Genomic DNA, 24,420 nt, shown 5'->3' on the forward strand with positions numbered 1-24,420 from the left:
GCGTCAGCGGGGCTTGGCAGGGGTGCTGGACGGTGCGGCGGCTCCGGAGGTCGCCGGCGCGGTGCTCGACGGTGCGCCGGACGGCTTGGCGGCCGTCGCTCCCGCGGGGGCGCCCGACGGTGCCATCCGCAGTGTCACTGCGCCGGTGCGGCCGCGGACGGAGGACAGCGCCGTGTCGAGCAGCGCGCCGCCGTTGATGGTCGACAGGGGCTCGGCGATGGCGCGCACCGACGGGAGCATCAGGTCGGACAGGTACTGCACGCTGGACGCCGACCGATCCTCGAAGTTCTGGATGATCTTGAACAGCTCGAGCATGCCGTCCTTGATGACGTTCGGGTAGTCGCCCTGGCTGATGTAGGACACGGAGTACGGCGCCATCTCGCCGTAGCCCTTGCCGAAGGTCCGCAACGGCTGGTCGAGACTCAGCAGCAGTGCGCCGACATCGCCCGCGCGCGGGGTGATCGAGTTGAAGGACTGCATGAGGTCCTTGATGTCGGGCAGCTGCCGCAGGATCGATGTCGCGGTGAGCAGCGCGCCGGCATCGATCGTGGGCACCGTCTGTTCGCCGGCGGGTAGGGCCTCGTCAGCGCGCGCGAGTAGACGCTGCACCGTCGCGGGGTCGAGCTGCTTCATCAGGCGCGACAGCGAACTCGACAGCGCGCCGACGGTGGAATCCGCGGTGTCCACGACGCCCTCGAGGCGGGCCCCGTCGGGGATCGGTGCACCGTCGCCCTGCGCGATGGTCAGGTAGGTCTCGCCCAGCCCCGACAGGTTCTGGACCCGGACCTTCGCGCCGGAGGTGATCCGGGTGTCCTTGGCGTAGCGGACCTCGACCTCGACACGGTCGGCGTTGACCGTGAGGGCGCGGACCTTGCCGACCTCGACGCCCCGGTCGAGGACGCGGGAGCCCTCCTGCAGCCCGTTGGCGTCGGTCAGCTGGATGTACGCGGTGCGCTGCCCCGAGGGCGAGAGCCACTGCACGCCCTGCTGTCCCAGCAGGAGCACCGACACGACGACGAGTGCGATCAGGCCGAGAGTGGAAGCGATTCCGGAACGGGTCATCGTGCCTGTCCGATCAGTCGGAGGACCTTGACCGTGCCGGGCGAGAGGTCCTGCCCGCTCGCGCCGGTCACCGAATCGATCTTGACGACGGGCTTATTGAGGAACGGGACGAGGTTCTTGTTCACCAGGATCGACCCGACGTGGATCGCCGTGCCCAGCGACACCATGTCGGCCGTGAGCAGCTCGAACAGGTCCGACGAGCTGTTCATGAGCGGGATCAGCCACGAGCCCTGCTGCAGCATGCCGCCGACTGCGGGCAGCAGGACGCCGATGTTCGACATCAGCTTGCCCTGGTTTCTCCAGTACTTGAGGTGATAGGGCGACAACGTGTCCTTGAAGTTCTTCTCCTGCTTGGCCAGCCGGTCCGCCATCTCCGTGGCGGAGTCGAGCAGCCGATTGACCTCGGCGGTCGACGACCCGATGCCCGTGACATCGCGGCTGAGCTGATCGGAGAGCTGCTCGAACTGCGGGCGGTCCTTGGGCACCGCGGTGTTGAGCCGGTTGATCGTGCGGCTGATCTCCTGCACCGAGCCGCTGCCGAAGTAGTCCGCCAGGATGGTGAGCGTGCTCTCCACCGAGCGGGGCGGACTCGTCTGCGTCAGGGGCACGACGGATCCCGCGCGGAGCGGCGTGGCGGAGGCGCTCGGCGTCTCCGGCGCCTCGAGCCGGACGTAGGCCTCACCCAGGAGGGTGTCCTGCAGGACCGAGGCGTGGATGTCCGAGGGCAGCTCGACCGACTTGTCCACGCGGACGGTGACGGTGGCCGCGTCCTCACCGAGGTTCACCGCCTTGACCCGGCCGACGGTCAGCCCGCCGAGCGAGATCCGGGCGCCGATGGGAAGGTTCAGGACGTCCGCGAACTGCAGCTTCACGTCGTACTGGTCGCTGTCGCCGATCGGGTTGCGCATGTCCATGTTCGCCGGGCTCACCGTGCAGCCGGCGAGCACGACGCCCGCCGTCAGCGCGATCGCCGCGGCGGCGGACCGGGGGAGCCAGCGGACCGGCTTCCGAGTGCCGAACATCATCGACCTCCCTGCAGGGGCAGCTGGAGCAGGTTGACGGTGGCGGTCTGCGCCTTCCCGGCGACGACCGAACAGCTCCCCGGCGCCTGGGCGTTGATGCTCGCGCACAGCTTCGCCGGATCGCTCGTGGCGACCGTGGTGACGGGGACCCCGGCGACCGTCACGGGGCCCTCGTCGCCGCCGCGGGGCAGGTACGGCGCGATCTGCGAGCCGAACACCGGGAGCGTCCGGGCGAGCGCCTCGTTCGAGCGCACGCCGGTCGCCGCGAGCCGCACGGCGTCGGCCGCCATCGTGCCGCCGGGGCGCAGGATGTCGCCGTAGCGGCGCATCGCGTCGTCGCCCACCAGGAAGAACACCGGCAGCGTCTGGAAGATCTCCGATACTGCGGGGAAGGTGACCTTGCCGTACTGGTCCAGCACGTTGCCGACGTGCTGCAGGGTGAGCAGCAGTTCGCTCCACTGGGAGTCCATGCTCTGCATCAACGGCCGGATGTCGCTCACCACGGTCGTCACATCGCCGAGGAAGCCGGCCGGATCGCTGAGCAGCGTCGAGAGATTGGTGAGCGAGCGCGCGGCCTGCGGCGGCACCGACGGGCCGACCTCCGTGTCGAGCCGGGTCAGCAGCTTGCCGAGGTCCGCGGAGGCGCCGCCCTCGGTGACCGAGTCGACCAGCCGCGTTGCGGCGGAGGTGGTCTCGGAGATCGACTTCGGCGTCGCGGTCCGGTCCCGGGTGATGCACGTGCCGGGTGAGAGCGTCGCGCCGGACGAGTAGTTGCCGACCAACTCGAGCGACCGGTCCGCGAGGATCGAGGTCGAGCGGGTGACGGCCTTCACGGTGGCCGGAAGGGTGCGGCCGGACACGTCGAAGGTGACCTTCACGCCGTCGCCGTTCGGCTCGACCGTGCGCACCGAACCGATCTTCACGCCCATCTGGGTGACGTCGTTGTTCGGGTAGAGGCCGATGCCGTCGGCCAGGTAGGCGCACTGGGTGGTGGAAGCGGCTGCGGCGGTGCCGATCGCAGTGGGTACCGTCGCGGCGACGAGCGCGGCGGCCGCCGCGATCAGGGAGATCCTCGCGGGGCGCATCAGCAGCTCACCGTCGCCGTCGGGAAGCAGAGGCGGCTGGCCAGAACCGTGTCCGGTGACATGGGCTTGCCCTGCTTCTCCAGGGTCTTCTGCATGGTGTCGATCGCCTTCTGCAGCTCGCCGATCATCGCGGGGATGGTCACGTTGGTCGTCTTCAGCGCGGACTCCATCTTCGTGAAGGCGTCGCCGAGGGTGTCGCGGTACTTCCAATACAGGTCGAGGAAGGGTTTGATCTTGCCGAACATCCCGGCGAGGCCCTGGTAGGCGATGCCGAAGTTCGCGGCGGTCTGATCGAGCGTGACGATCGCCAGGGACGCCTTGTGGATCATGTTCATGATGGTCTCGCGCTGCTTGGCGAAGTCGGTGGTGTACTGCGTGCTGATGTTGACGATGCGTCCCACCTGGTCGCGCTGGTCGGTGAGCTGCCCGATGAGCGAGTTCACGCCCTTGACGATGTTGTCGACGGATCCCGGGTTCGAGTCGAGGCCCGTGCTCAGGGCCTTGATCGACGCGGCGAGTTGCGTCCGGTCGACCGGCACCAGCTTCTCGGGCGTGTCCTGCAGGAGGTCGCCGATGCTGTACGGCAGCTCCACCCGGGTGCGGGGGATCGGCTTGTCGCCCAGGGACGCCCGGCCCGCGGACGTGACCGCGACGTAGAAGCCGCCGGCGACGGTGAGCATGCGGACGGCGACGGAGGTCTGGTCGCCCACGAACACGGAGTCGTCGATGCGGGCCGTCACCTCGACATCGTCCTTGCGCAGGTCCACCGCGGAGATCGAGCCGATGCGCACGCCCGCGGCGCGCACCTCGACACCGGGCTTGATGAGCGCCGCGTCCTGGGTCACGAACGTGAGCTCCTTCTGCCCGGGCGGGCGCAGGTACACGTACGCCAGGCCCGCCGTGATGAGCAGGGCAACGGCCACGGCGATCGCGCCGATCCGCGTGCTGCGGTTGACCAGTCCGCGCCAGGGCGGACGTCCGGTGAAGATCATTTCAGGCACACCGTCACATTCGTTCCGCCGGTCAGCACGGTGACCTTGTTCGGGAGTTGCGCCGTGCCCTTCGAGCACGGCGCCGGCGGCGCGCCGAGGAGCGCGGCGACGCCGGTGAACAGCCCGGGCAGCTTGCTCATGGCCTGGACGGCCGCGCCCGGATCCTTGAAGGCCGTGCGGACGAGGTTCTCCACGTCGAGGTCCTTGGACAGGCCGAGCGCCGTGAGCACCCGGTTCGTCGCGGCGCCGAACCCGGGCCCGTACGTGGCGGTGCGCCGGAACTCGTCGAGGTTCTCGAGCACCTTCGTCAGCAGCAGGTCGAAGTTGACGATGAATTCCACGACCTGCGGCGAGTAGTCGTTGATCATGTTCGCGACCCGGGTGACGTTGTCGATGAGGGTCTTGATCACGGTCTGCCGGTCGGCCAGGTTCGCGGTGATCTTGTCGATCGCCCCGAAGGTCTGCGCCGCGGTGGTGTCGTCGCCCTGCAGGAGGCCGAGCAGGTTGCGGGTCAGATCGTTGACGTCGTCGGGGCTCAACGTGCGCAGCACGGGCGCGAGACCGTTGAACAGCGTCGTGATGTCGAACGACGGAGTGGTGCGGCCCATCGGGATCGTCGTGGTGGGCACGCCGCCGGCGGAGGAGCCGGGCTGGACCTCGATGAACCGCTCGCCGGTGAGGTTGCGGTACTTGACCGCGACCCGAGTGGTCGAGGTGACGGGGTGGTCCTTCTGCGCCGAGAAGCCGACCACCGCCTCGTTGCCGTTCCCGTCTGCCGTGCTGCGGACGTCGACCGAGGTGACCTTGCCGATGAGTACGCCGCGCAGCCGCACGTCGCTGCCCACGCGCAGGCCCGACGCGTCGGACAGGTGCGCCTGGTAGTCGCGGGTCTCGCCGCCCGCCGGGTTGCGCAGCGCGGCGAAGATCCCCGCGGCGATGACCAGCGTGACGACGAGCGCGATCGCCAGGGTGACGGCAGCGCGGGTGTTCTTCGCGCGCATGTCAGCGACCCCCCTCGAGCACGGAGGCGGCTGCCGGGATGCGGTCGGCGATGATGTTCATGCGCAGTGCGGTGCCCTCCGGAACGGTGATGAAAGCGTTGTTCAGGCCGGTGATCAACGGGACGATCTGGCGCGGGACGCTGACGGTGCGCATCACCTTGGTCGTGCTGTCCATGACGACGCGAAGCAGGACGGTGCCGGACGTGAACTCGGCCTCGTGCGAGCCGAACATGTCGGCGAGCGGGGTGAAGAAGCCGGTTCCCAGCAGGGTCGTCGTCTTGTCGATCTTGTCGTAGTTGTTGACGGTGTAATCGAGGGTGCCGGCGGCCTCGCCGCCGCGCATCTGCGGGACGAACCAGCCCTCGAAGGCGCCCTCGACCAGGCCCGGCACCCCGTCGAGCGTGGTGCGCACGGTGCGCAACGTGGTCGCGATGGGCACCTTGACGGTGAGGGCGTTCTGCTGCTCGACGGAGAACGCGACCTGCAGCAGCGGGGTGATGGCCTGCGTGTACGAGGTGGCCTTCTTGGTGACCTCGATCAGCTTCGGCGTCATGACGCCCGAGACGGAGACCGCGCTCCGGGTGAGCAGGTCCGAGATGGTGTCGTTGCTCGACACGGGGCGCAGGGTGCTGCCGGAACGCAGGTCCTCGCCGCCCTTCCCCGGAACCAGCGCCATCTCGGTGACGCCGAAGTAGTTGCCCGGTTGGTACCGCACCGACAGCGCGTCGGTCAGGCCGCGGATGCTCCCGCGGTCCAGCCGGACCGCGACCTTGGCCTGGCCCGCGCGGGGGATCACGACGGACTGCACCTCACCGATCGGGACACCGCGGAGCGTGACCCGCGTGCCCGCCTTCACGCCGGGGCCCACGTCCGCGGATTCGACGGTGACCGCGAGGCGGCTGTCCGACGCCGGGATACGGGAGGAGATGAAGCCGGTCAGGGCTGCCACCAGGATGACCGCGACGGTCGCGGCGCCCACGACGAAGAAGACCCGCTGCTGGCGTTGCGGTGTGCCACCGAGCAATTCGTACACGGCTCCCCCTAACCCTTGAACACGATCTCGGGCGTGATGCCCCACATCACGATGGTCATGATGAAGTCGAGCGTCAGCACGGTGACGAGGCTCGCGCGCACGGCGCGCCCACTCGCGAGGCCGACGCCCTCCGGGCCGCCCTTGGCGAAGTACCCGTAGTAGCAATGGATGATCGTGACGGCCGCGCAGAAGACCACGGCCTTGACCGTGGACAGCGCGATGTCGCCGGGGCTGAGGAACTGCTCGAAGTAGTGGTTGTAGGTGCCCTGCGCCTGGCCGTGGAAGACGACCACGATGAGCTTGCAGGTGAGGAAGCTGAGCAGCAGCGTGAGCAGGTAGGCGGGGAGTACCACGACGATGCCGGCGATCAGGCGGGTGCTGACCACGTACGGGATCGATCGGATACCGAGCGCCTCCACGGCGTCGATCTCCTCCGCGATCCGCATCGAGCCGATCTGCGCGGTCATCCGGCAGCCGGCCTGCGCGGCGAAGCCGATGCCCGCGGAGATGGGGATCATCTCGCGGATGTTCGCGAGGCCGCCGATCACGCCGGTGAGGGGACCGAATCCGATGAGGTTCAGGCCCGCGTAGGCCTCGATCGCGACCGCGGCACCGCTGGCGGCGCCGAGGATGACCATCATGACGACGACGCCGCCGTCGACGATCACGGATCCGCGGCCCCACGCGAGTTGTTTGAGCACCCGCGAGGTCTCCCCGCGGTACTTCTTGAGCGCGAGGGGGACCAGGTAGATCGACTGCGCGACGAAGACGACGGCCTCGCCGATCCGGGCGACGAGCCCGGCCGGGCCCGACGCGAGGGCGCTACCTTTCGGCGTGGTGGTCGGCTTCTCGACGGGAGCGGGTGCGTTCGTGGTCATCTCAGGCCACCTGACTCGGGAAGAACATCGTCTGCAGCTGCGTCAGTCCCAGGAAGGAGAGGAAGATCAGCGTGATCGACAGCACCACGGAGGAGTTCACACCGTCGGCGACGCCCCGCGGGCCGCCCGAGGCCTCCAACCCGCGGAGGCCGGCCACCAGGCCGACGATCATCGCTCCGGTCTCGGCCTTGAGCACGGCGAAGGCGAGGTCCGAGGGTGCCGAGAAGGCGCCGAACGACGACCAGAAGCCGCCGGAACTGAGCCCGAACTGCCACACCGAGACCGTGAGCGCGACGACCATCGCGACCGCGACGATCGCCACCAGCAGCATCGGTGCGATGAGCATCAGCGCGAGCATCCGGGGCGCGATGAGCCGGGCGATCGGGTCGACGCCCATGACCTGCATGGCCTGTAGCTCTTCGCGCACCGTACGGGAGCCGAGGTCGGCCGCGATGGCCGAGGCGCACACGCCGCCCAGCAATACGCCGGTGGCGAGCGGCGCACCCTGGCGGATGATGCCGATGCCGCTGGCCGCGCCGACCAGGGAGTTCGCCCCGACGGTGTCGACCAGTGCGCCGACCTGCACCGAGACCACCGCGCCGAACGGGATCGCGACGAGGATCGCGGGCAGCGTTGTCACTCGCAGCAAGGTGACCGCTTGCGTGATCGTCTCGCCGACCGCGAAGTTCCGCTTGAGGACGCCGCGCACCGTCCACATGATGATCTGCCCGGCCAACAGGACCGACCGGCCTACCGTGGACAGGCTCTTGGTGAAGATCGCCGCCAACTGATACAGCCGGTACAGCGCCGCGGCCCTCATGCCGTGCCTGACGAACGCGCCATCGTCTGTCCCTCTCCCTCAATTATCGGAAGGAGCGTATCAACTGCCGGGGCAAAACTAGTACGTGTTTCAGTTTTTCGGTTGAGAACCTGCCGCGAACAGGTAGTTCGTCAGTCCTTGATCAGAAGGTCGACGGCGACCGAGAGCCTCTTTTGCACTTCCGTTGCGGACGCGCGGTGCGTCACCCAGGCGACGAGGTTCGCCATCCACACATCGGCGATGAGGTGGAAGGTGTCGCGCTGGCGATCGTCCGGGTCCTCCACGCCGAGCGCGTGCGCGAACATGTCCTCCAGCAGGCGGCCGACCCGCTCCACCTCGGCGGCGGCCGTCGCGTCCGCGAACATGAACGCCCGCACCATGGCTTCGGTCAGCAGTGGTGCCCGCTGCAGCGCCTCGGTGTTGCGGTCCAGGACGAACATCAGCCGCTCGGCGGAGGTGTCGCCGGGGATCTGCGCCTTCCCGATCCGTTCGCCCGCCCGCTCGAACTGGCTGACCAGTCCCGCGACCAGAAGGTGCACCTTGGACGGGAAGTACCGGTACAGCGTGCCGAGCGCGACGTCCGCCTTCTTCGCCACCGCGCGCATCTGCACCGCGTCGTAGCCGCCCTTGCGGGCCAGCGCCAACGTGGCGTCGATGATGCGCTTGCGCCGCTCGCGCTGCCCCGCGGTGTCGAGGTCCTCCCGCGGTGGAACTGCGGTGGCGGTGGCGGTAGCGGCGGGGGTGCCTTCGGGCGGCATGGGTGGTCACCTCGTGGATCTCGTCGGCCGCCGGTCGATGGTCCGGGCGGTCGGTCGCGTCTGATGTCGCGACAATTGAAACAGGTTTTCGTGCCGGACCTGTGCTTTCCGCGGTGGTTCGGTCGAAGATCACACGATTTCCGGCGTCAGCGCGCCGTCTCCCGGCGCGCGTAGGCGGCCTCCACGCCGGCTTTGGCGGGCTCCCACCACGCGCGGTTGCGCCGGTACCACTCGACGGTGTCGCGCAGGCCCGCATCCAGATCGGCGTGCGCGGGCTCCCAGCCGAGTTCGCGCCGGAGCCTGCTCGAGTCGATCGCGTACCGCAGGTCGTGCCCCGCGCGATCGGGGACGACGTCGAAGTCGTCCGCCGGGCGGCCCATCACCTCGAGCAGGGTGCGGAGCACCTCGCGGTTGGACCGCTCACCGTCGGCCCCGATGAGGTAGGTCTCGCCGATCTCGCCCCGGTCGAGGATGGTCCAGACCGCATCGTTGTGATCGTCGACGTGGATCCAGTCGCGGACGTTCGCCCCCGCACCGTAGAGCTTGGGGCGCTCCCCGCTGAGGATGTTGGTGATCTGCCGCGGGATGAACTTCTCGACGTGCTGGTACGGCCCGTAGTTGTTGGAGCAGTTGGAGATCGTGGCCCGCACGCCGAAGCTGCGCACCCACGCCCGCACCAGGTGGTCCGACGATGCCTTGGAAGCCGAGTAGGGGCTCGACGGGCGGTACGGCGTGTCCTCGGTGAACCGCGCCGGGGTGTCCAGGGGGAGGTCGCCGAAGACCTCGTCGGTCGAGATGTGGTGCAGCCGGACGTCGTGCCGGCGCACGGCGTCGAGCAGGACCGCCGTGCCGCGGATGTTGGTGTCCAGGAAGGGCCACGGATCGCTCAGCGAATTGTCGTTATGCGTATCGGCGGCGAAGTTGACCACCGCGTCGGCGCCGGCGACGACCTCGTCGACGACCGCGGGGTCGACGATCGAGCCCTTGACGAAGTCGATCCGCTCGCGCACCTCGTCCAGCGAGGACTCGTTGGCGGCGTAGGTGAGTGCGTCCAGGACCGTGATCCGCACGTCCGGGCGGGTCGCCACGGTCCGGCGGACGAAGTTCGCGCCGATGAACCCGGCGCCGCCGGTGACCACGATGTGCATGGGAACAGGCTAGTGGGGTTGCAAGGGCGCGTCGAACCAGCGCAAGAGCCGGATCGGCGAGTCGGCCTCCGCGGCGGCGAGCGTCGACCAGGCCCGACGGGCCAGGTCGCGGGCGCGGGCGCCGGTCCAGTCCCGGGGGAGGAGCTCCGGCGGCAGTAGAGGGTCCGGTGCGTGTGCGCGGTCGAACGCGGCCACGAGCCCGACGGTGAGCGCGAGCCGTTCGGGGTGTGCGGCATGCGGCGCGCGGTCGAGTGCCTCGGCCGCGGTGTCCGCGAGCCGACGGTGCCCGTCGGCCAGATCATCGAGGTCCCACAGCCGTTGCGCGGCAGCGGCGCCGCGGGTGCCGCCGATCACGAGGTCGGCGGTGCTCAGGGTGGTCAGAAACTCGCTCGCGCCGATGGCGTGGGCGGCACCCCGCAACTCGTCCTCCCACGCGTGGGCGGAGGCGTACAGCCCGCCGTGCACGAGGCCGCCCCCGAGCGCGCGGATCGTTTCGCGGAGGACGGCCCGAGCCTCCCGCTCGGCCTCCGGCACGGCGAACCCCGCGAGGTGCCACACCCCGTCCCAGGGCGCCTCGCCGCGGTCCTGCGCGTACGCGAGTTCGACGTGCGCCCGATCCGGTTCGATGTCGGCGCGCGTGGCGTCGGTCGCGGTGAGCACGGCCCGGCGACCCCGCCCGACACAGGTGAAGCGGCCCTCGGTCACAAGGCGTTTGACCGCGAGCCGGACCTGCTGATCGCCCATCCCGAGGACCTCGGCGACCGCGTAGAGTTCTCCCGCGTCGATCGTCGCGTCCTCGCGGAGCAGGGACTCGACGAGGGATCGCGTGGAGATCGGGGCGCCGATCATCGGACTGCCGCCTGCCGAGCGGCGAAGTCGGTGAGCGCGTCGAGGTACCCCGGCGCGTAGATCTCCCGCGGCGCGAGAACCGCCCCCGCGATGACCCGCGGGTCGTCGCTGCGGTACTCGATGTCGTCGCGGGTGAGGCTGTGCGTCGCGCGGGGGAAGGCGCGTTCGGTGAGGAGGCCGGGGCGCATCGTCGCGGCGTACACGCGGGCCGTCTCGGCCGTGTCGACGTTGCGGTCGGCGCCGCCGAGGAGCAGGAGGACGGGGATGCCGATGCGAGCGATGTCCCCGGTCGCGTCCGCGCGGAAGTTGCGTAGCACGAAGCCGTAACGGTCCTCGGTCATCGGGTTCGGGTCGACCTTCGCATCGAGGTACTCGCGATAGGAGGCGCCGCGCTCGAGTAGAGTGATGTCCGCCGCGCGCCGGTCGAGCGCTCGCTGTTTCTCCTGTTCGGACGCGGCCCGCAGGTCCGCGAGGAGGTTGTACTCGCCCTGGCGCAGCCAGTTCACCGCCGCGCCGACGAGCATCAGGAAGCGCAGGTCCGTACGCTTCGCCGCGATCGGCGGCAGCACCCAGCCACCCTGGCTGACGCCCCACGCGCCCATGCGCGTCGGGTCGATCTCCGGCCGCGTCCGTGCCCAGTCGAGCGCGGCCGCGACCTCGGCACCGCGATCGGCGAGGGACTGGTCGAGCCAGTTCCCCGGCGCACCGTCGACCCCGGCCTTGTCCCACGACAGCGTCGCGTACCCGGCGCGGGAGAACGCCTCCCAGATCGGCCGGTAGGCGTCGTCGCGGGACGCGTTCGCGGGTCCGTCACCGTGCACGAAGACGACGAGGCCGTGCCTGTCCGAGCTCCCCTTCGGGGTGGTGAGCACGCCGTCGAGTCGGCCACCGGTGTGCGCGTCCGGCGTGGTGCCGCCCGCGGCGACCGCATCGGTGACGGGGATGCGCACCCGCTGCTCGTCGAAGGCGAAGGTGTTCGAGACCACGATCCGTACACCCAGCGACAGAGCGAGAACGGCGACGAGCGCGATCGCCCATTGCTTCTTCATAAAACGATCGTACTCGATGCGATCGGTCACCAAGCGATAGATATGCAGTCCGATAGAGTCGGCTCATGCGAGGGATCATCCTGGCCGGCGGCACGGGCAGCAGGCTCCACCCGATCACCGTCGGTGTCAGCAAGCAGCTGCTCCCCGTCTACGACAAGCCGATGATCTACTACCCCCTCTCCACCTTGATGCTGGCGGGGATCCGGGAGATCCTCGTCGTCACGACGCCGGGCGACGCCGAGCAGTTCCGGCGACTCCTCGGCGACGGCTCCCAGTTCGGTGTGCGGATCGAGTACGTGGTGCAGCCGAGCCCGGACGGCCTCGCCCAGGCCTTCGTGCTCGGCGCGGACTTCATCGGCGACCAGACGGTCTCGCTCATCCTGGGCGACAACATCTTCTACGGTCCGGGCCTCGGCTCGCAGCTGCGGCGCTTCGACGGGATCGCCGGCGGTGCGGTCTTCGCGTACCGCGTCGCCGATCCGCGCGCCTACGGGGTCATCGAGTTCGACGGTGCCGGTCGCGCCGTCGGCTTCGAGGAGAAGCCGGAGCATCCACGGTCGCCGTACGCCGTGCCCGGCCTGTACTTCTACGACCCGTCGGTGGTCGAGGTCGCGCGGAACCTGAAGCCCTCGCCGCGCGGCGAACTCGAGATCACCGACGTCAACCGGCACTACCTGAACGAGGGGCGGCTCGCCGTCGAGGTGCTGCCGCGCGGGACCGCGTGGCTCGACACCGGGACCTTCGACGCCCTCGCCGACGCCACGGGGTACGTCCGCGCGGTGGAACAGCGGCAGGGCACCAAGATCGGCGCCCCCGAGGAGGTGGCGTGGCGGAGCGGCTTCATCGACGACGCGCAGCTGCGCTCCCACGCGGACCGGCTTGTCAAGTCCGGCTACGGCACCTACCTGCACGGACTGCTCGAGGAGGGCAGATGAACGTCGCCTCGCTGTCCATCGCCGGCGCCTTCGTCCTGGACCCCATCGTCCGGCCGGACACGCGCGGCGAGTTCTTCGAGCTGTTCAAGGCGTCGGCGTTCCGCGAGGCCACCGGCCACGAGCTCGTCGTGGCGCAGACGAACGTCTCGGTGAACCGCGTGGGCGCTGTGCGCGGCATCCACTACGCGGACGTCCCTCCGGGGCAGGCGAAGCTCGTGGCGTGCCTGCACGGCGCGATCCTCGACGTGATCGTGGACCTACGGGTCGGCTCGCCCACCTTCGGCGCGGTCGAGACCGTGCGCCTCGACGCCGAGGGGCATCGCACCGTGTACCTCGCCGAGGGACTCGGGCACGGCTTCTGCGCCCTGACCGACGGCGCGGTCGTCGCGTATCACGTCTCGTCCGAGTACAACCCGTCCGCCGAGCACGGAGTGGACCCGCTCGACCGCGAGCTCGCGATCGCGTGGCCGGACGAGGTGCCGCCGATCCTGTCCGAGAAGGACACGGCGGCACCGACGCTCGCGCAGGCGCTCGCCGCGGACGCGCTGCCGCGCTGGAGGGGCTGATCAGGCGTTGTGCGGCAGGAGCGCGATCATCAGCGCTTCGCACTCCGCGAGCAGCGTCCCGTCCGGCGTGGCGAGCGTGGCGCGGACGAACATCTTGCGCCCCTCCACGCGCTCGATCCAGCCGTCGAGCACGAGGTCGGTGTCGAGCGGTGTCACCTTGCGGTAGTCGACCTTGAGATAGGCGGTGCGCGCGATGGGATGCCCGCCGCTGTAGACGATCCAGCCGAGGTGCTCGTCGAAGAGCTGGGCGATCATGCCGCCGTGGGCTGCGGAATGTCCGCCGAGGTGGGCCCGCCGGAAGCGCACGATCGATCGGATCCCGTCGTCGTCGAAACGCTCCATCCGCCAGGGGATCTGCATCGGATTCCCGCGGCCGGGCAGCTCCGGCACCCGGCTCGCGGGGCCCGCCGCTTCGGTGGCCTCGCGGTGCGGCGCGAGCGTCGCGCTCGCCCGCCGGATCTGCTCCGCGGCCAGCGCGTAGGCGGCGTCGTCGGCGTCGGAGGCGACCGCGAGGTCCATCAGGTCGCGCATCGCCTCGACGAAGGCGCCGTACGACGGCGGCGGGGTGACCGGCGTGAACTTGGGGAACTCGGCGCGCCGGTCGACGATGCCTTCGGTGTCGCTCATGCGACCACGCTACAACAAAATATATCTACGTGGACTGGTCGAACGATCGGTTCTCGTGGGCGCGACGGTCGAGGAGGGCGCGCTCGCCGGCGTTGCGGGTGCGCCGCGCGGCCTCGTCGAAGTGCGCCGCCGCCTCCGCATGCCGTCCGGCCCGCTCCAGCAGGTCGCCCCGGACGCTCGGCACGAGCGGCGCGTCGCCGAGGGCGGCCGGATCGACGGCGTCGAGCACCGTCAGGCCTGCCCCGGCGCCGAACGCCCGGCCGTGCGCCACAGCCCGATTGACCTCCACCACCGGCCCGGGTGCGGCGTGCGCGAGCGCGTCGTAGAGCCGGGCGATCCGCGACCAGTCGGTGTCGGCGGGGGTCGCGGCGCGGGCGTGCTGTGCGGCGATCGCGGCCTGCAGGTAGTAGCGTCCGACGGGGACGCCCCGCGCGGCGAGCTCCTCGGCCCGGCGCAGGGCGGTCAGGCCCCGTCGGATCAGGAGCCGGTCCCAGCGGCCTCGGTCCTGGTCGTCCAGGAGGACGGGGGCACCGTCGGCGTCCGTGCGAGCGTCGATGCGGGAGCCCTGCAGTTCGACGAGGGCCTGCAGGCCGTGCGCCTCGGGCTCGTCCGGCGCGAGTTCGGCGAGCATGCGGGCCAGCCGGATGCCCTCGCGGGCGAGGTCGGGACGCATCCAGTCGTCGCCGGCGGTGGCGGAGTAGCCCTCGGTGAAGATCAGGTAGATCACGGCCATCACGTCGTCGAGGCGGCGCGTGCGCTCCTCGCCGGTGGGCAGTTCGAACTCCGCGCGGGCGGTGGTGAGCGTCTTCTTCGCGCGGGAGATGCGCTGCCCCATGGTCTTTTCCGGTACCAGGAAGCCGCGCGCGATCTCGCCGGTGGTGAGCCCGCCGACCACGCGGAGGGTCAGCGCCGCCCGCGCCTCGGGGGTGAGGGCCGGGTGGCAGGACAGGAAGATCAGGCGCAGCGCGTCGTCGACGATGAAGTCGACCTGCGCATCGAGATCGGGCATACCGTCGTCCTCCCGCAGGCCGCGACCGATCTCCTCGGTCTTGCGGCGCAGGTTCTCGGCGCGGCGGATCGAATCGACGCCGCGCCGCTTGGCGGTGGTCATGAGCCACGCGGCCGGGTTGTTGGGGACACCCGTCTCGGGCCACTGCTCCAGCGCGGCGACCAACGCGTCCTGCGCGAGGTCCTCCGCGAGCTGGATGCTGCGGGTCATGCGGGTCAGCGCACCGACGAGGCGCGTCGACTCCGCCCGCCAGGTGGCGGTGATCGCTTCGGCTGATTTCGACCCGCTCGCTCCGCTCCCGGCGTCGGCGGTGATCCCGGCTGGCACTCGACCAGCGTAGGCGGGACCACCGCCGGCGCGTCAGTCCTCTGCCGGGGTGGGCGGCTCGTCGGAGACCTGCCGCAGCGTGGAGACCATGTTCAGTTCGGGCCAGTGGGTGGCGTGCAGCTGGGCGAACTCCTCCGACGCGGCGATCGCCTCCTCAACGGTGTCGTACTGCAGCAGCGACCAGCCGCCGACGACCTCCTTCGACTCGGCGTACGGGCCGTCGACCCGGGTGATCTCGCCCTTGCGCACGACGAAGTTCACCGCGTCCTCCGTGCCGTACAGGCCGCCGCCGTCGAGGAAGTGGCCCTTCGCGGCCTGCTCGCCGATGTAGACGTCCATCGCGTCGAAGAGCGCCTGGGGCGGCGTGCCGACCTCGGGTCCCTCGGCCATCCGTACGAATCCCATGAAACGAGGCATATCGATCAGTCCTTCTTCTGTGGTGGTGAGCGTGTCTCGTACAGGCGTCGAACGGGACGACCCCGTTTCGACATCGTCCCCACAGAAAGTTTCCGCCGCCGCGCGCCCGGGCGGGCGGGATCGGGTCAGAGCGCGGTGAGCACGGGGAGCGGCGGCAGCGCGGTCTCGTACAACCACGTGCGCCACAGGTCGCGCAGCGGCTCCGGGCTGTGCTTCGCGACCAGCGAGACGAAGTCCTCGGTCGTGACGGACTGGTGCGCGTACTCGGAGGTCCACTCGTGGAGGACCGAGAAGAAAACGGGGTCGCCGAGCGCGACCCGCACCGCGTGCACTGTCAGCGCGCCCCGCTTGTAGACGCGATCGTCGAACATCAGGTCCGGGCCCGGATCGCCGACCACGATGTCCGTGGGCGACGCGGCGAGCTTCGCGTAGTACCTCGCCGCCATCTGCTGGGTGGTCGCCTCGCCGCACTCCTGGGCCCACAGCCACTCGGAGTAGCAGGCGAAGCCCTCGTGCAGCCAGATGTCCTTCCACCGGGTCAGCGTCAGCGAGTTGCCGAACCACTGGTGCGCCAACTCGTGGGCCACGAGCCGCTCGGCGTGCCGCGTACCGTCGCAGTGGTTGGCCCCGAAGATCGACACGGTCTGGGCCTCGACGGGGATCTCCAGCGTGTCGTCCGTGACGACGACGGTGTAGTCGGGGAACGGGTACGGGCCGAACCAGCGGGTGAAGGCGCGCATGATGCGCTCCTGGTTGCCGAAGCTGCGCTGGAAGTCGGAGGTCAGCCGCGCGGGGACGGCGGCCCGGATCGGCACCGGTTTGTCGGCGACCTTGAGCAGGTCGTACGCGCCGATCTGGATGGTGGCCAGGTACGACGCCATCGGCGCGGCCTGCTCGTAGACCCACGTGGTGTGCGCGGCCGAGACCTTCCGGGAGACCAGCTTGCCGTTGGACACCACGCGGTAGGGGGAGTCCGTGGTGATGGCGATGCGGTACGAGGCCTTGGACGCCGGGTGGTCGTCGCAGGGGAACCACGACGGTGCGCCGCTCGGCTGCGAGGCGACGATGACGCCCTCCGACAGCTCCTCCCAGCCGACCTCGCCCCAGGTCGAGCGGATCGGCTTCGGGGTGCCCGCGTACCGGATGGAGATCGTCATCGCCGCGCCGGCGGGGACCGCGTCCGAAAGCGTGAGCGTGAGCTTGCCCCCGCGGTGGGTGTAGCGCTGCGGGCGGCGACCGTTGACCGAGATCTTCGATGCGGTGAGCGCGTCCGACAGGTCGAGGGCGAAGCGTTTGAGCGGCTCGGAGGCCGTCGCGGTGATCTCGGCCTTACCGTCGAGGCGGTTGCTCTCGACCTTGTACGTCAGCTCCAGGTCGTACCGCGACACCCGGTAGCCCGGATTGCCGTGGCTGGGGATGTACGGATCCACCGCGCGCGCGTGCTGCGGATTCGGTGCGGCGACGAGCTTCGGGCCGACCGATTTGCGCACCACGGATCGCACTTCCTTTCGCTGGGGTTCGGGTGATCACCTTACCGGCTTGCGCAGCGTCACGGTGGCGACGCCGCCGTGCGGCGCGGGCTCGGGATCTCCGACGGTGTACCCCGCGCGCTCGTACGTCCGGATGTTGCGTACGCTGCCGGCGCCGGTGAACATGACGAACTCCTCGGTGCCTGGAGGGGCCAGCGACTCCATGAGAGCGATGAGCTCCGTGCCGAGCCCGCGGCCGGCGAGGTCCGGTGCGACCATCACGCGCCCGATGTGCCAGCGGTGATCGGCCTCCGCCCGGCCGCGGACCGCGCCGATCAGCCGACCGTCGAGCCGCATGACGAAGGTCGCCCATTGCGCGGCCCACTGCAGGATGTCGTCGTGGGTCTCGGTCAGCGGCGGGATGGCGAGACTGTCGTTCGCGATCGCCTCCTGCACCCAACAGCAGCGCTGCAGGACGAGCAGCTCCGCCACGTCGCTCGGCTGGAACGGGGTGATCTCGAGCCCATCGCTCACGGGAGGCCTTTCGTCGGGGGCGGGTCGGCGGACCGTCGGTCAGTCGCGCTTGCGTTTGCCCGCGTTGAAGATCCACGGCGAGATGGGGTTGCCCTGCCACTTGGTGTTGGCGGGCACCGAGTCGCCCCGCATGACCAATGACGCCGGGCCGACGGTGGCACCGTCGCCCACGGACGACGCGGGCAGAGCGACGCAGTGCGGGCCCAGCGTGGCGCCCTCGCCGAGGACGACGGTGTCCATCGCCATGATCCGGTCGTGGAAGAGGTGCGTCTGGACGACGCAGCCGCGGGAGACGGTGGCGGCGTCGCCGAGCGTCACGAGGTCGGCCTCCGGCAGCCAGTACGTCTCACACCACACGCCGCGGCCGATCTTCGCGCCGAGCATCCGCAACCACAGGTTGAGGATCGGGGTGCCGGTGGCGGCGTGCGCGAACCACGGCGCGGCCACGCACTCGACGAAGGCGTCGGAGAGCTCGTTGCGCCAGACGAACGAGGACCACAGCGGGTGCTCCTCGCGGCCGATCCGACCGACCACCAGCCACTTCGCGGCGGCCGCGACACAGCAGGCGATCGCGCCGGCGACGAGCAGCGTGACGCCCGACAGCAGCGCCGCGAGCCACCAGCCCACGTTGATCGCGAAGTAGTTCAGCGCGACCAGCGTCGCCAGGCCGAGACCGAAGCTGACGAAAACCGCCAGCAGGCGCGCCGTCTCGACGGATCCCCGGGCCATGCGCAGGCCGAGCGACGGGTTGTAGGTGAAGGTGGAGTCGGTGTTACCGGCGGTGCGGCGCAGGCGGACCGGGGGAGAGCCGAGCCAGGAGCTGCCGCTCTTCGCCTTCGACGGGGTGGCGCTCAGGACCGCCACCAGGCCGTCCTTCGGGACGCGGCGGCCGGGCCCCGTCATCCCCGAATTGCCGAGGAAGGCGCGCTTGCCGATCTTGGCCTCGTCGATGCGCATCCACCCGCCGCCGAGCTCGTAGCTGCCGACCATCGTGTCGTCGGCGAGGAAGGACCCGTCGCCGATGGTGGTGAACTTCGGAATGACCATGGCCGTGGAGATCTCGGCGTCCTTGCCCACCGTGGTGCCGAGCATGCGGAACCAGATCGGCGTCAGGAGCGAGGCGTACAGCGGGAACAGGAAAGTGCGCGCGGCGTCCATGAGTCGCTCGGTGGCCCACACCTGCCAGCCGACGCGGCTGCGGACCGCGTGGTAGCCGGGCTTGAGGCCGATCGCGAGCAGCCGCACCGCGATCAGCGTCAGAAGCGCGTACACGGTGAGTGAGAGGAGGACGGCGATCGGCAGGACCGCCAGCCCGTGCAGCGCGGCCTCCTTGAGGTACGCGTCGTCCCGGACGAACCAGCCGATCAGCGCGAGGCCCGCCCCGATCGCGACCATCGGCAGGCCCGCGAGCAGCACGGAGCTGACACCGTAGACCCACACCCAGAAGGGCCTGCGCGGCGGGTGCTCCGCGGGCCACGGGTGCTCGGCCTTGCCGATCTTCTCCGCGGGCGAACCCGCCCAGTGCTGCTTCGCCTTCACCTTGCCGAACACCGCCGAGCCGGGACCGATCTCGGCGCGCCTGCCGACCTTCGCGCCCGGCAGCAGCGTGGACCGTGCGCCGACCGACGCCTCGTCCCCGATGCTGATCTCGCCGATGTGCAGCTCGTCGCCGTCGAGGTAGTGCCCGGCGAGGTCGACCTCCGGCTCGACGGACGCGTAGTCGCCCAGCTCGAGCATGCCGGTCACGGGCGGGAGGGCGTGCAGGTCGACGCCCCGGCCGACCGTCGCGCCCAGCGCGCGGGCGTAGTAGATCATCCACGGTGCGCCGGAGAGGTTCTCGGCACCGGACGCGGCCGTGAACCGCTCCGCGATCCACAGTCGTAGGTGCTCCGGGCCGCCGCGACGGTAGACGCCCGGCTTCAGTCCGCCGAGCAGCAGGCGGCACGCGATCACCGACAGCGCCATGCGGCCGATCGGCGTGATGAAGACCAGGAACAGCACGAGTACCACCCACCAATTCATGGTGGGGAGCAGGTCCGAGCCGGTGGCCCAGGCGAAGACATTGTTGGCGATGGCCATCCAGGTGAGCCACTGCAGGCCGGTCAGGGTCGTGAGCGGGACCGACAGCAGGATCTGGGCGATGCCCGTCGATCGCGGGGTGGGCCGGACGATGCGCGGCTCCGCGACCTCCGCCGGCCGCAGCGAGTCCAGGTACGCGGCGAGGGATCCGAGGCGCGGGTGGTCGTACAGGTCCGCGACGGTGATCGACGGGTACTGCTCGCGCAGCGCCGTGACCAGCTGCGCCGCACTGAGCGACCCGCCGCCCTCGGCGAAGAAGTCGGCGTCCTCGCTGGTGATCGATGCGCCGAGGATGCCGGCCCAGCGCTCCGCGACCCACGCCGCGGTGCCGGCCAGGTCGCCCGTGTCGGTGTCGTCCGAGCCCGGGAGCGGCCAGGGAAGCGCGTTGCGGTCGACCTTGCCCGACGTGCGGGTGGGCAGCTCGTCCATGAGCGCGAGCCGCGGCACCAGCGCCGCGGGAAGCTCCTTCGACAGCAGCTCGCGGGCCGCCGTGAGGTCGAAGTCGGGGTCGGTCGACGCGAGGTAGCCGACGAGCATCGACGTACCGGCCGAGTTCTTCCGCACCGCGGCGGCCGCGCCGGACACGCCCGGCAGGTTCTGCAGCGCCGTGTCGACCTCGCCGAGCTCGATGCGTCGACCGCCGACCTTCACCTGGTCGTCGGCGCGGCCTTCGAACAACAGTCCCTCGAGTTCGAGTCGCACGAGATCGCCGGAACGGTACGCGCGATCCCACCCGAGGGTCTCCATCGGCGCGTACTTCTCGGCGTCCTTGGCCGGATCGAGGTACCGGGCGAGGCCCACGCCGCCGATCACGAGCTCGCCGGACTCGCCGACCGCGACGGGCAGCCCCGTCGCCGGGTCCACGACGGCCAGGTCCCAGCCCTGCAGCGGCAGGCCGATCCGGACGGGGCCTCGTCCGTCGAGCGGGGCGGCGCACGCGACGACGGTGGCCTCGGTCGGGCCGTAGGTGTTCCACACCTCGCGGCCGTCGACAGCGAGTCGCTGCGCCAGCTCGGGCGGGCAGGCCTCGCCGCCGAAGATCAGCAGGCGGACGGCTTCGAGCGCCTCGGCGGGCCACATCGCGGCCAGGGTCGGCACCGTAGACACCACGGAGATGTCGCGGGAGACGAGCCAGGGCCCGAGGTCCATGCCCGAGCGCACCAGCGAGCGCGGGGCGGGGACCAGGCACGCGCCGTGGCGCCAGGCGAGCCACATCTCCTCGCAGGAGGCGTCGAAGGCGACGGACAACCCGGCGAGCACACGGTCGCCGGGCACCAGGGGCTCGGTCTGCAGGAAGAGTCGGGCCTCGGCGTCGACGAAGGCAGCCGAGTTGCGGTTCGTGACGGCCACCCCCTTCGGGGTGCCCGTCGAACCCGAGGTGAAGATGATCCAGGAGTCGTCGTCGGGCGTCGGCAGGCGGTTGCCGGGCTCGGCGGTCCCGGCCTCGATCGCGGCCGCCCGTTCCTTGGTCGACGGTGCCCGCCAGAGGCCGTCGCCGGTGAAGATCGCGGCGGCGACGGCCTCGCCGAAGACGAGGTCGGCGCGTTCCTGCGGGTCGTCGGCGTCGACGGGGACGTAGGCGCAGCCGGCCGCGATCGTCGACAGGATCGCGACGTAGAGCGAGCGGTGTCCGGAGGGCATGCGGATACCGACGCGGTCGCCCGCAACGACGCCGCTGCGTCCGAGGAAGTCGGCGCCCTCGAGGACCTCCTCCCACAGCTCGGAGTAGGTGAGGACGACGTCGCCGTCGTCGATCGCCGGCGCCTCGGGGTGCTCGTCGACCGACGCCCTGAGGATGTCGATCAGGGTGCGGGGCTCGGGTGCGAGCGCGGAGAGCAGGTACTGCGGGGGGATCTCGTGCGGGACCACGGTGGCCGACTTCCTCCGGTTAAGAGAACGGGGACGACAGAGAGCACAGAACTTCGCGTTGATTGTGTCAGGTCACAGGAATCCTGCAGCAGGGGCTTCCGGAGTTACTATGGCTGTACTGATTACCGGCCAGTAACAAGGAGTGATCGAGATGGCCGTCGTCGCCCATCGAGGCCGTAGTGTGCGCGCGTTGATCGTGCTGTGGTTCGTACGCATCGTGATGAAGACGCTGTTCCGGGTGTTCCCGATGAGCGATCGCACCTTGCCGATCCTGCGCGCCTTCGATCCCTATCTGAGTCGGGTACCGAACTCGGTGCGCGGCGTGCGGATCGAGAAGATCACCCTGGGCGGTGTCCCGACCGAGCGGATCGTCCCCGACGGTGACGCGGATCCCCACCCGCGTGCTGCGCTGATCTACTACCACGGCGGCGCCTTCATCGGCTGCGGACTGGACACGCATCGGCGCATCGCGGCGCTGTTGGCCCGTGGCCTGCGGGTGCCCGTCTACAACGTCGAATACCGCCAGTACCCGGACGGTGGCGTCGGTACGTCCGTGGCCGACGGATTCGCGGCGTACCGCGAGCTGTTGGACTCCGGTGACTTCGACCGGATCCTCGTGGCGGGCGACTCCGCCGGCGGCTTCGTCTGCGCGAAGGTCATCGAGTACGCCGGCGAAGCCGGTATCCAGGGCCCGACGGCGTTTGCCGGGTTCTCGCCCTTCCTCGACATCAGTGCGGAGCTGCCCAGGTCGTCGCGGCACGACGCGATGCTGCCGCTCGGCAAGATCCGCAAGCTGCGGATGGTGCTGGGGCGCGGGCCGGAGCCGCTGCGCGGTCCGCAGAACATGACGACCGACGCGACCGCACAGTACTTCCCGCCCAGCATCCTGTTCGCGGCGAGCCGAGAGGCCCTCGAACTGGATGCGCTGGAGCTGCACGCCGCGCTGGACCGCGCGGGCGTCGAGAACGAGGTGCACCTGTACGACGCGCAGGTGCACGCCTTCGTCGTCGGCGCGGGCCTGACCCCCGAGTCCTGGGCCGCGTACAAGACCGCGGTGGCCTTCCTCTCCGACCAGCTCACCGAAGCCGAGGTGGACGCCGCACGCAGCGACGCCGCCTGACCGCACGAACGTCGGCCCCAGCGGCGCCCACGTCCCGCGAACAGGCGAAACGACGGGAGCACGCCGCTCAGGCCGGCATTCGTGCGGGCACCTCCGGTAGACGGCGGAAGGCCACCGGTCAGCGCCGCCGATCGATCTCGGCGACGACGGCGGTCTGGCCCCGGTTCACGGCGTGCTGCCTCGCGGTCATGCCCCCGCGGTCCGCGAGACCCGAGCGGGCGCCCGCGTCGAGCACCAGCCGGACCGTCTCGACGTGGGCGGCGTCGCCGTTGCCGAGGATCACGGCCTCCAGCAGACAGGTCCAGCCCGAGTCGTTCACGTGGTCCACGTCCACGCCGGCAGCGATGAGCAGCTTCACGTTCTCGACGTGCCCGTGCTCGCAGGCCGGGATGAGCGCGGTCCCGCGGTAGCGATTGAGGCTGCGCACATCCGCGCCGTGCCGCAGTGTCGACGCAAGGACCTCGGTCATCCCCTCCGCTCCCGCGTACAGGTAGGCCGAGTCCTGGATGTCGTCCTTGGCGTTCGGGTCCGCGCCGGCATCGAGCAGGGCCAGCGCTATCCGGGTGTGCCCCGACTTCGTCGCGGCGACCAGCGCTGTGCGGGCGCGCGTGATCCGGACCTCGAGGTCCGCGCCGGCGGCGACGGCCGCCCGAGTAGCGGCGAGGTCGCCCGCGGTCACGGCGCTCACCAGCGCCCGGGTCGCCTCCGGGCTCCGGGCGGGGCGCACCGTCGACGACGGTGCCGGGACCGTTGTGCGGGGCGGTGCCGAGGGTGCGCGGGGAGGTGCCCCGGGTTCCGGCGCGGCGCATCCGATGAGGAGCGCCGCCGCGCAGAGTAGGCCGAGCCGCTTCACGATTCGATCCCTGCCGCCCGGGCGTGCAGCGCGCGCAGCTCGGCGGCGAGGGACGGCTCGGGGCCGGCGACAGGGATGCCCGGCGCGACCGCGCCGATGGGGAGTGGCGCGACGGCGGCGGGCGGCACGCCCCATTCCGCGTGCCAGCCGACCAACTGCTCGGTGCTGCCCGCGTAGACGATGCGGCCGAGTCCGACCCAGGCGTGCGCGGCGCTGCACATCGCGCAGTGTTCGCCGGAGGTGTAGGTGACGGCGTCCGCACGCTCCGCGGGCGTGAGGTGCTCCGCGGCCCAGCGGGCGATCTCGAACTCGGGGTGCCGCGTGGCGTCCCCACCGGCGGCCCGGTTGCGATCCTCGAAGACGATCTCGCCGCCGTAGGTCAGTACGGAGCCGAAGGGCTCGTCGCCGTCGTCGAGGGCGACGCGAGCGAGGTCGATGCATCGTCGCAGGTAGGGCAGGTCGTGGGCAGTGGGCGCGGCCGGAGCCGCGGAACGTGTCATCCCCCGACAGTATCGTTCGAGTCAGGCGAATCGGACGGCGTTCGGTTGGACGAAGGAGAGCACATGGGCCTGCATCTGCAGATGATCAATCTCGACTGCGCGGATGTCGCCGCGCAGGCCCGGTTCTGGTCGGAGGCGCTCGGCATCCCCGTCGACGCCACCGACGGCAACGATTTCATGCGCACCCTCGGCACGGCGAATCCGGCGCTGCCGCGGATGATGCTGCTCAAGGTGCCCGAGGGTAAGACGGTCAAGAATCGCATGCACCTGGACCTGCACGCAGACGACCGGGCCGCCGAGGTCGCCCGGGTCGTGGCCCTGGGCGCCGTGCACCTGCGCGATCACGACGAGTGGGGCGTGCAGTGGACCGTGCTGGCGGATCCGGAGGGCAACGAGTTCTGCATCGCCCAGGGGTGAT

At 70.4% G+C, this 24,420-nt stretch carries 24 protein-coding genes; 4 read left to right on the plus strand and 20 right to left on the minus strand.

All coding sequences use genetic code 11. The features are described 5' to 3' along the window. Positions 1–3: 3 nt before the first annotated feature. The 12 genes from ABZX10_RS00985 to ABZX10_RS01040 all read right to left on the minus strand — a co-directional run bounded on the left by ABZX10_RS00985 (position 4) and on the right by ABZX10_RS01040 (position 11,697). The gene (locus ABZX10_RS00985) at positions 4–1,062 is read right to left on the minus strand and encodes an MlaD family protein (RefSeq protein WP_355533578.1); all 1,059 of its coding nucleotides are present in this window, start codon (positions 1,060–1,062) and stop codon (positions 4–6) included. Beyond that, entirely contained in the window at positions 1,059–2,084 is a 1,026-nt protein-coding gene (locus ABZX10_RS00990) for an MlaD family protein (protein ID WP_355533580.1), read from the minus strand. The genes ABZX10_RS00985 and ABZX10_RS00990 overlap by 4 nt, the downstream gene beginning before the upstream one ends. Continuing rightward, entirely contained in the window at positions 2,084–3,169 is a 1,086-nt protein-coding gene (locus tag ABZX10_RS00995) for an MlaD family protein (RefSeq protein WP_355533582.1), read from the minus strand. Before ABZX10_RS00995 ends, ABZX10_RS00990 begins: the two co-directional genes overlap by 1 nt. Further along, positions 3,169–4,161, minus strand: coding sequence for an MlaD family protein (locus ABZX10_RS01000; RefSeq protein WP_355534065.1), 993 nt, complete (start codon positions 4,159–4,161; stop codon positions 3,169–3,171). Before ABZX10_RS01000 ends, ABZX10_RS00995 begins: the two co-directional genes overlap by 1 nt. Further along, positions 4,158–5,162, minus strand: coding sequence for an MlaD family protein (locus tag ABZX10_RS01005; protein WP_355533584.1), 1,005 nt, complete (start codon positions 5,160–5,162; stop codon positions 4,158–4,160). Before ABZX10_RS01005 ends, ABZX10_RS01000 begins: the two co-directional genes overlap by 4 nt. Before the next feature lies 1 nt (position 5,163). Next, complete coding sequence (locus ABZX10_RS01010; RefSeq protein WP_355533586.1) at positions 5,164–6,195, minus strand: MlaD family protein; 1,032 nt, start codon at positions 6,193–6,195, stop codon at positions 5,164–5,166. Positions 6,196–6,203: 8 nt separating this feature from the next. Beyond that, positions 6,204–7,073 carry an ABC transporter permease gene (locus ABZX10_RS01015; protein ID WP_355533588.1) on the minus strand — a complete coding sequence of 290 codons (870 nt, stop codon included), beginning with the start codon at positions 7,071–7,073 and terminating at the stop codon, positions 6,204–6,206. A 1-nt stretch (position 7,074) separates the two neighbouring features. After that, the gene (locus ABZX10_RS01020; protein ID WP_355533591.1) at positions 7,075–7,893 is read right to left on the minus strand and encodes an ABC transporter permease; all 819 of its coding nucleotides are present in this window, start codon (positions 7,891–7,893) and stop codon (positions 7,075–7,077) included. Between the two features lie 131 nt (positions 7,894–8,024). After that, on the minus strand, positions 8,025–8,651 hold the full coding sequence (gene kstR / locus ABZX10_RS01025; protein ID WP_355533593.1) for a cholesterol catabolism transcriptional regulator KstR: 627 nt from the start codon (positions 8,649–8,651) through the stop codon (positions 8,025–8,027). A gap of 146 nt (positions 8,652–8,797) precedes the next feature. Continuing rightward, positions 8,798–9,799 (minus strand): dTDP-glucose 4,6-dehydratase, encoded by a 1,002-nt coding sequence (gene rfbB / locus ABZX10_RS01030; RefSeq protein WP_355533595.1) that lies wholly within the window; start codon positions 9,797–9,799, stop codon positions 8,798–8,800. Positions 9,800–9,808: 9 nt separating this feature from the next. Next, positions 9,809–10,648: a PaaX family transcriptional regulator C-terminal domain-containing protein gene (locus ABZX10_RS01035; protein ID WP_355533597.1), complete on the minus strand. Its 840-nt coding sequence runs from the start codon at positions 10,646–10,648 to the stop codon at positions 9,809–9,811. Further along, positions 10,645–11,697, minus strand: a complete 1,053-nt coding sequence (locus ABZX10_RS01040; RefSeq protein ID WP_355533599.1) for an alpha/beta hydrolase — start codon at positions 11,695–11,697, stop codon at positions 10,645–10,647. The genes ABZX10_RS01035 and ABZX10_RS01040 overlap by 4 nt, the downstream gene beginning before the upstream one ends. Before the next feature lie 65 nt (positions 11,698–11,762). Between ABZX10_RS01040 and rfbA the strand changes: the two genes are divergently transcribed. After that, the gene (gene rfbA / locus ABZX10_RS01045) at positions 11,763–12,632 is read left to right on the plus strand and encodes a glucose-1-phosphate thymidylyltransferase RfbA (RefSeq protein WP_355533601.1); all 870 of its coding nucleotides are present in this window, start codon (positions 11,763–11,765) and stop codon (positions 12,630–12,632) included. Then, the gene (gene rfbC, locus ABZX10_RS01050; protein WP_355533604.1) at positions 12,629–13,198 is read left to right on the plus strand and encodes a dTDP-4-dehydrorhamnose 3,5-epimerase; all 570 of its coding nucleotides are present in this window, start codon (positions 12,629–12,631) and stop codon (positions 13,196–13,198) included. Before rfbA ends, rfbC begins: the two co-directional genes overlap by 4 nt. Here the strand turns inward: rfbC and ABZX10_RS01055 are convergent, their stop codons facing one another. The 6 genes from ABZX10_RS01055 to ABZX10_RS01080 all read right to left on the minus strand — a co-directional run bounded on the left by ABZX10_RS01055 (position 13,199) and on the right by ABZX10_RS01080 (position 21,529). Then, positions 13,199–13,825, minus strand: coding sequence for a PaaI family thioesterase (locus ABZX10_RS01055; protein ID WP_355533606.1), 627 nt, complete (start codon positions 13,823–13,825; stop codon positions 13,199–13,201). Between the two features lie 25 nt (positions 13,826–13,850). Further along, a complete protein-coding gene (locus ABZX10_RS01060; RefSeq protein ID WP_355533608.1) occupies positions 13,851–15,161 on the minus strand; it encodes a sigma-70 family RNA polymerase sigma factor in 1,311 nt (436 codons plus the stop codon). A gap of 33 nt (positions 15,162–15,194) precedes the next feature. Continuing rightward, positions 15,195–15,566 carry a hypothetical protein gene (locus ABZX10_RS01065; RefSeq protein WP_355533610.1) on the minus strand — a complete coding sequence of 124 codons (372 nt, stop codon included), beginning with the start codon at positions 15,564–15,566 and terminating at the stop codon, positions 15,195–15,197. A gap of 137 nt (positions 15,567–15,703) precedes the next feature. Beyond that, the gene (locus ABZX10_RS01070; RefSeq protein WP_355534067.1) at positions 15,704–17,068 is read right to left on the minus strand and encodes a M1 family metallopeptidase; all 1,365 of its coding nucleotides are present in this window, start codon (positions 17,066–17,068) and stop codon (positions 15,704–15,706) included. A 36-nt stretch (positions 17,069–17,104) separates the two neighbouring features. Beyond that, a complete protein-coding gene (locus tag ABZX10_RS01075; protein WP_355533612.1) occupies positions 17,105–17,581 on the minus strand; it encodes a GNAT family N-acetyltransferase in 477 nt (158 codons plus the stop codon). A gap of 39 nt (positions 17,582–17,620) precedes the next feature. After that, positions 17,621–21,529 carry a Pls/PosA family non-ribosomal peptide synthetase gene (locus ABZX10_RS01080; RefSeq protein ID WP_355533614.1) on the minus strand — a complete coding sequence of 1,303 codons (3,909 nt, stop codon included), beginning with the start codon at positions 21,527–21,529 and terminating at the stop codon, positions 17,621–17,623. Between the two features lie 151 nt (positions 21,530–21,680). Here ABZX10_RS01080 and ABZX10_RS01085 point away from each other — a divergent pair, with 151 nt between their 5' ends. Next, positions 21,681–22,649 carry an alpha/beta hydrolase gene (locus ABZX10_RS01085; protein ID WP_355533616.1) on the plus strand — a complete coding sequence of 323 codons (969 nt, stop codon included), beginning with the start codon at positions 21,681–21,683 and terminating at the stop codon, positions 22,647–22,649. A gap of 118 nt (positions 22,650–22,767) precedes the next feature. Here the strand turns inward: ABZX10_RS01085 and ABZX10_RS01090 are convergent, their stop codons facing one another. Beyond that, positions 22,768–23,502, minus strand: coding sequence for an ankyrin repeat domain-containing protein (locus tag ABZX10_RS01090; protein ID WP_355533618.1), 735 nt, complete (start codon positions 23,500–23,502; stop codon positions 22,768–22,770). Beyond that, a complete protein-coding gene (locus ABZX10_RS01095) occupies positions 23,499–24,002 on the minus strand; it encodes a nucleoside deaminase (protein WP_355533620.1) in 504 nt (167 codons plus the stop codon). Before ABZX10_RS01095 ends, ABZX10_RS01090 begins: the two co-directional genes overlap by 4 nt. 63 nt (positions 24,003–24,065) lie before the next feature. On the opposite strand from ABZX10_RS01095, the gene ABZX10_RS01100 reads away from it, so the two are divergent. Further along, on the plus strand, positions 24,066–24,419 hold the full coding sequence (locus ABZX10_RS01100; RefSeq protein ID WP_355533622.1) for a VOC family protein: 354 nt from the start codon (positions 24,066–24,068) through the stop codon (positions 24,417–24,419). Position 24,420: the final 1 nt, after the last annotated feature.

This window comes from Tsukamurella sp. NPDC003166, from assembly GCF_040611135.1.
GTDB lineage: Bacteria > Actinomycetota > Actinomycetes > Mycobacteriales > Mycobacteriaceae > Tsukamurella.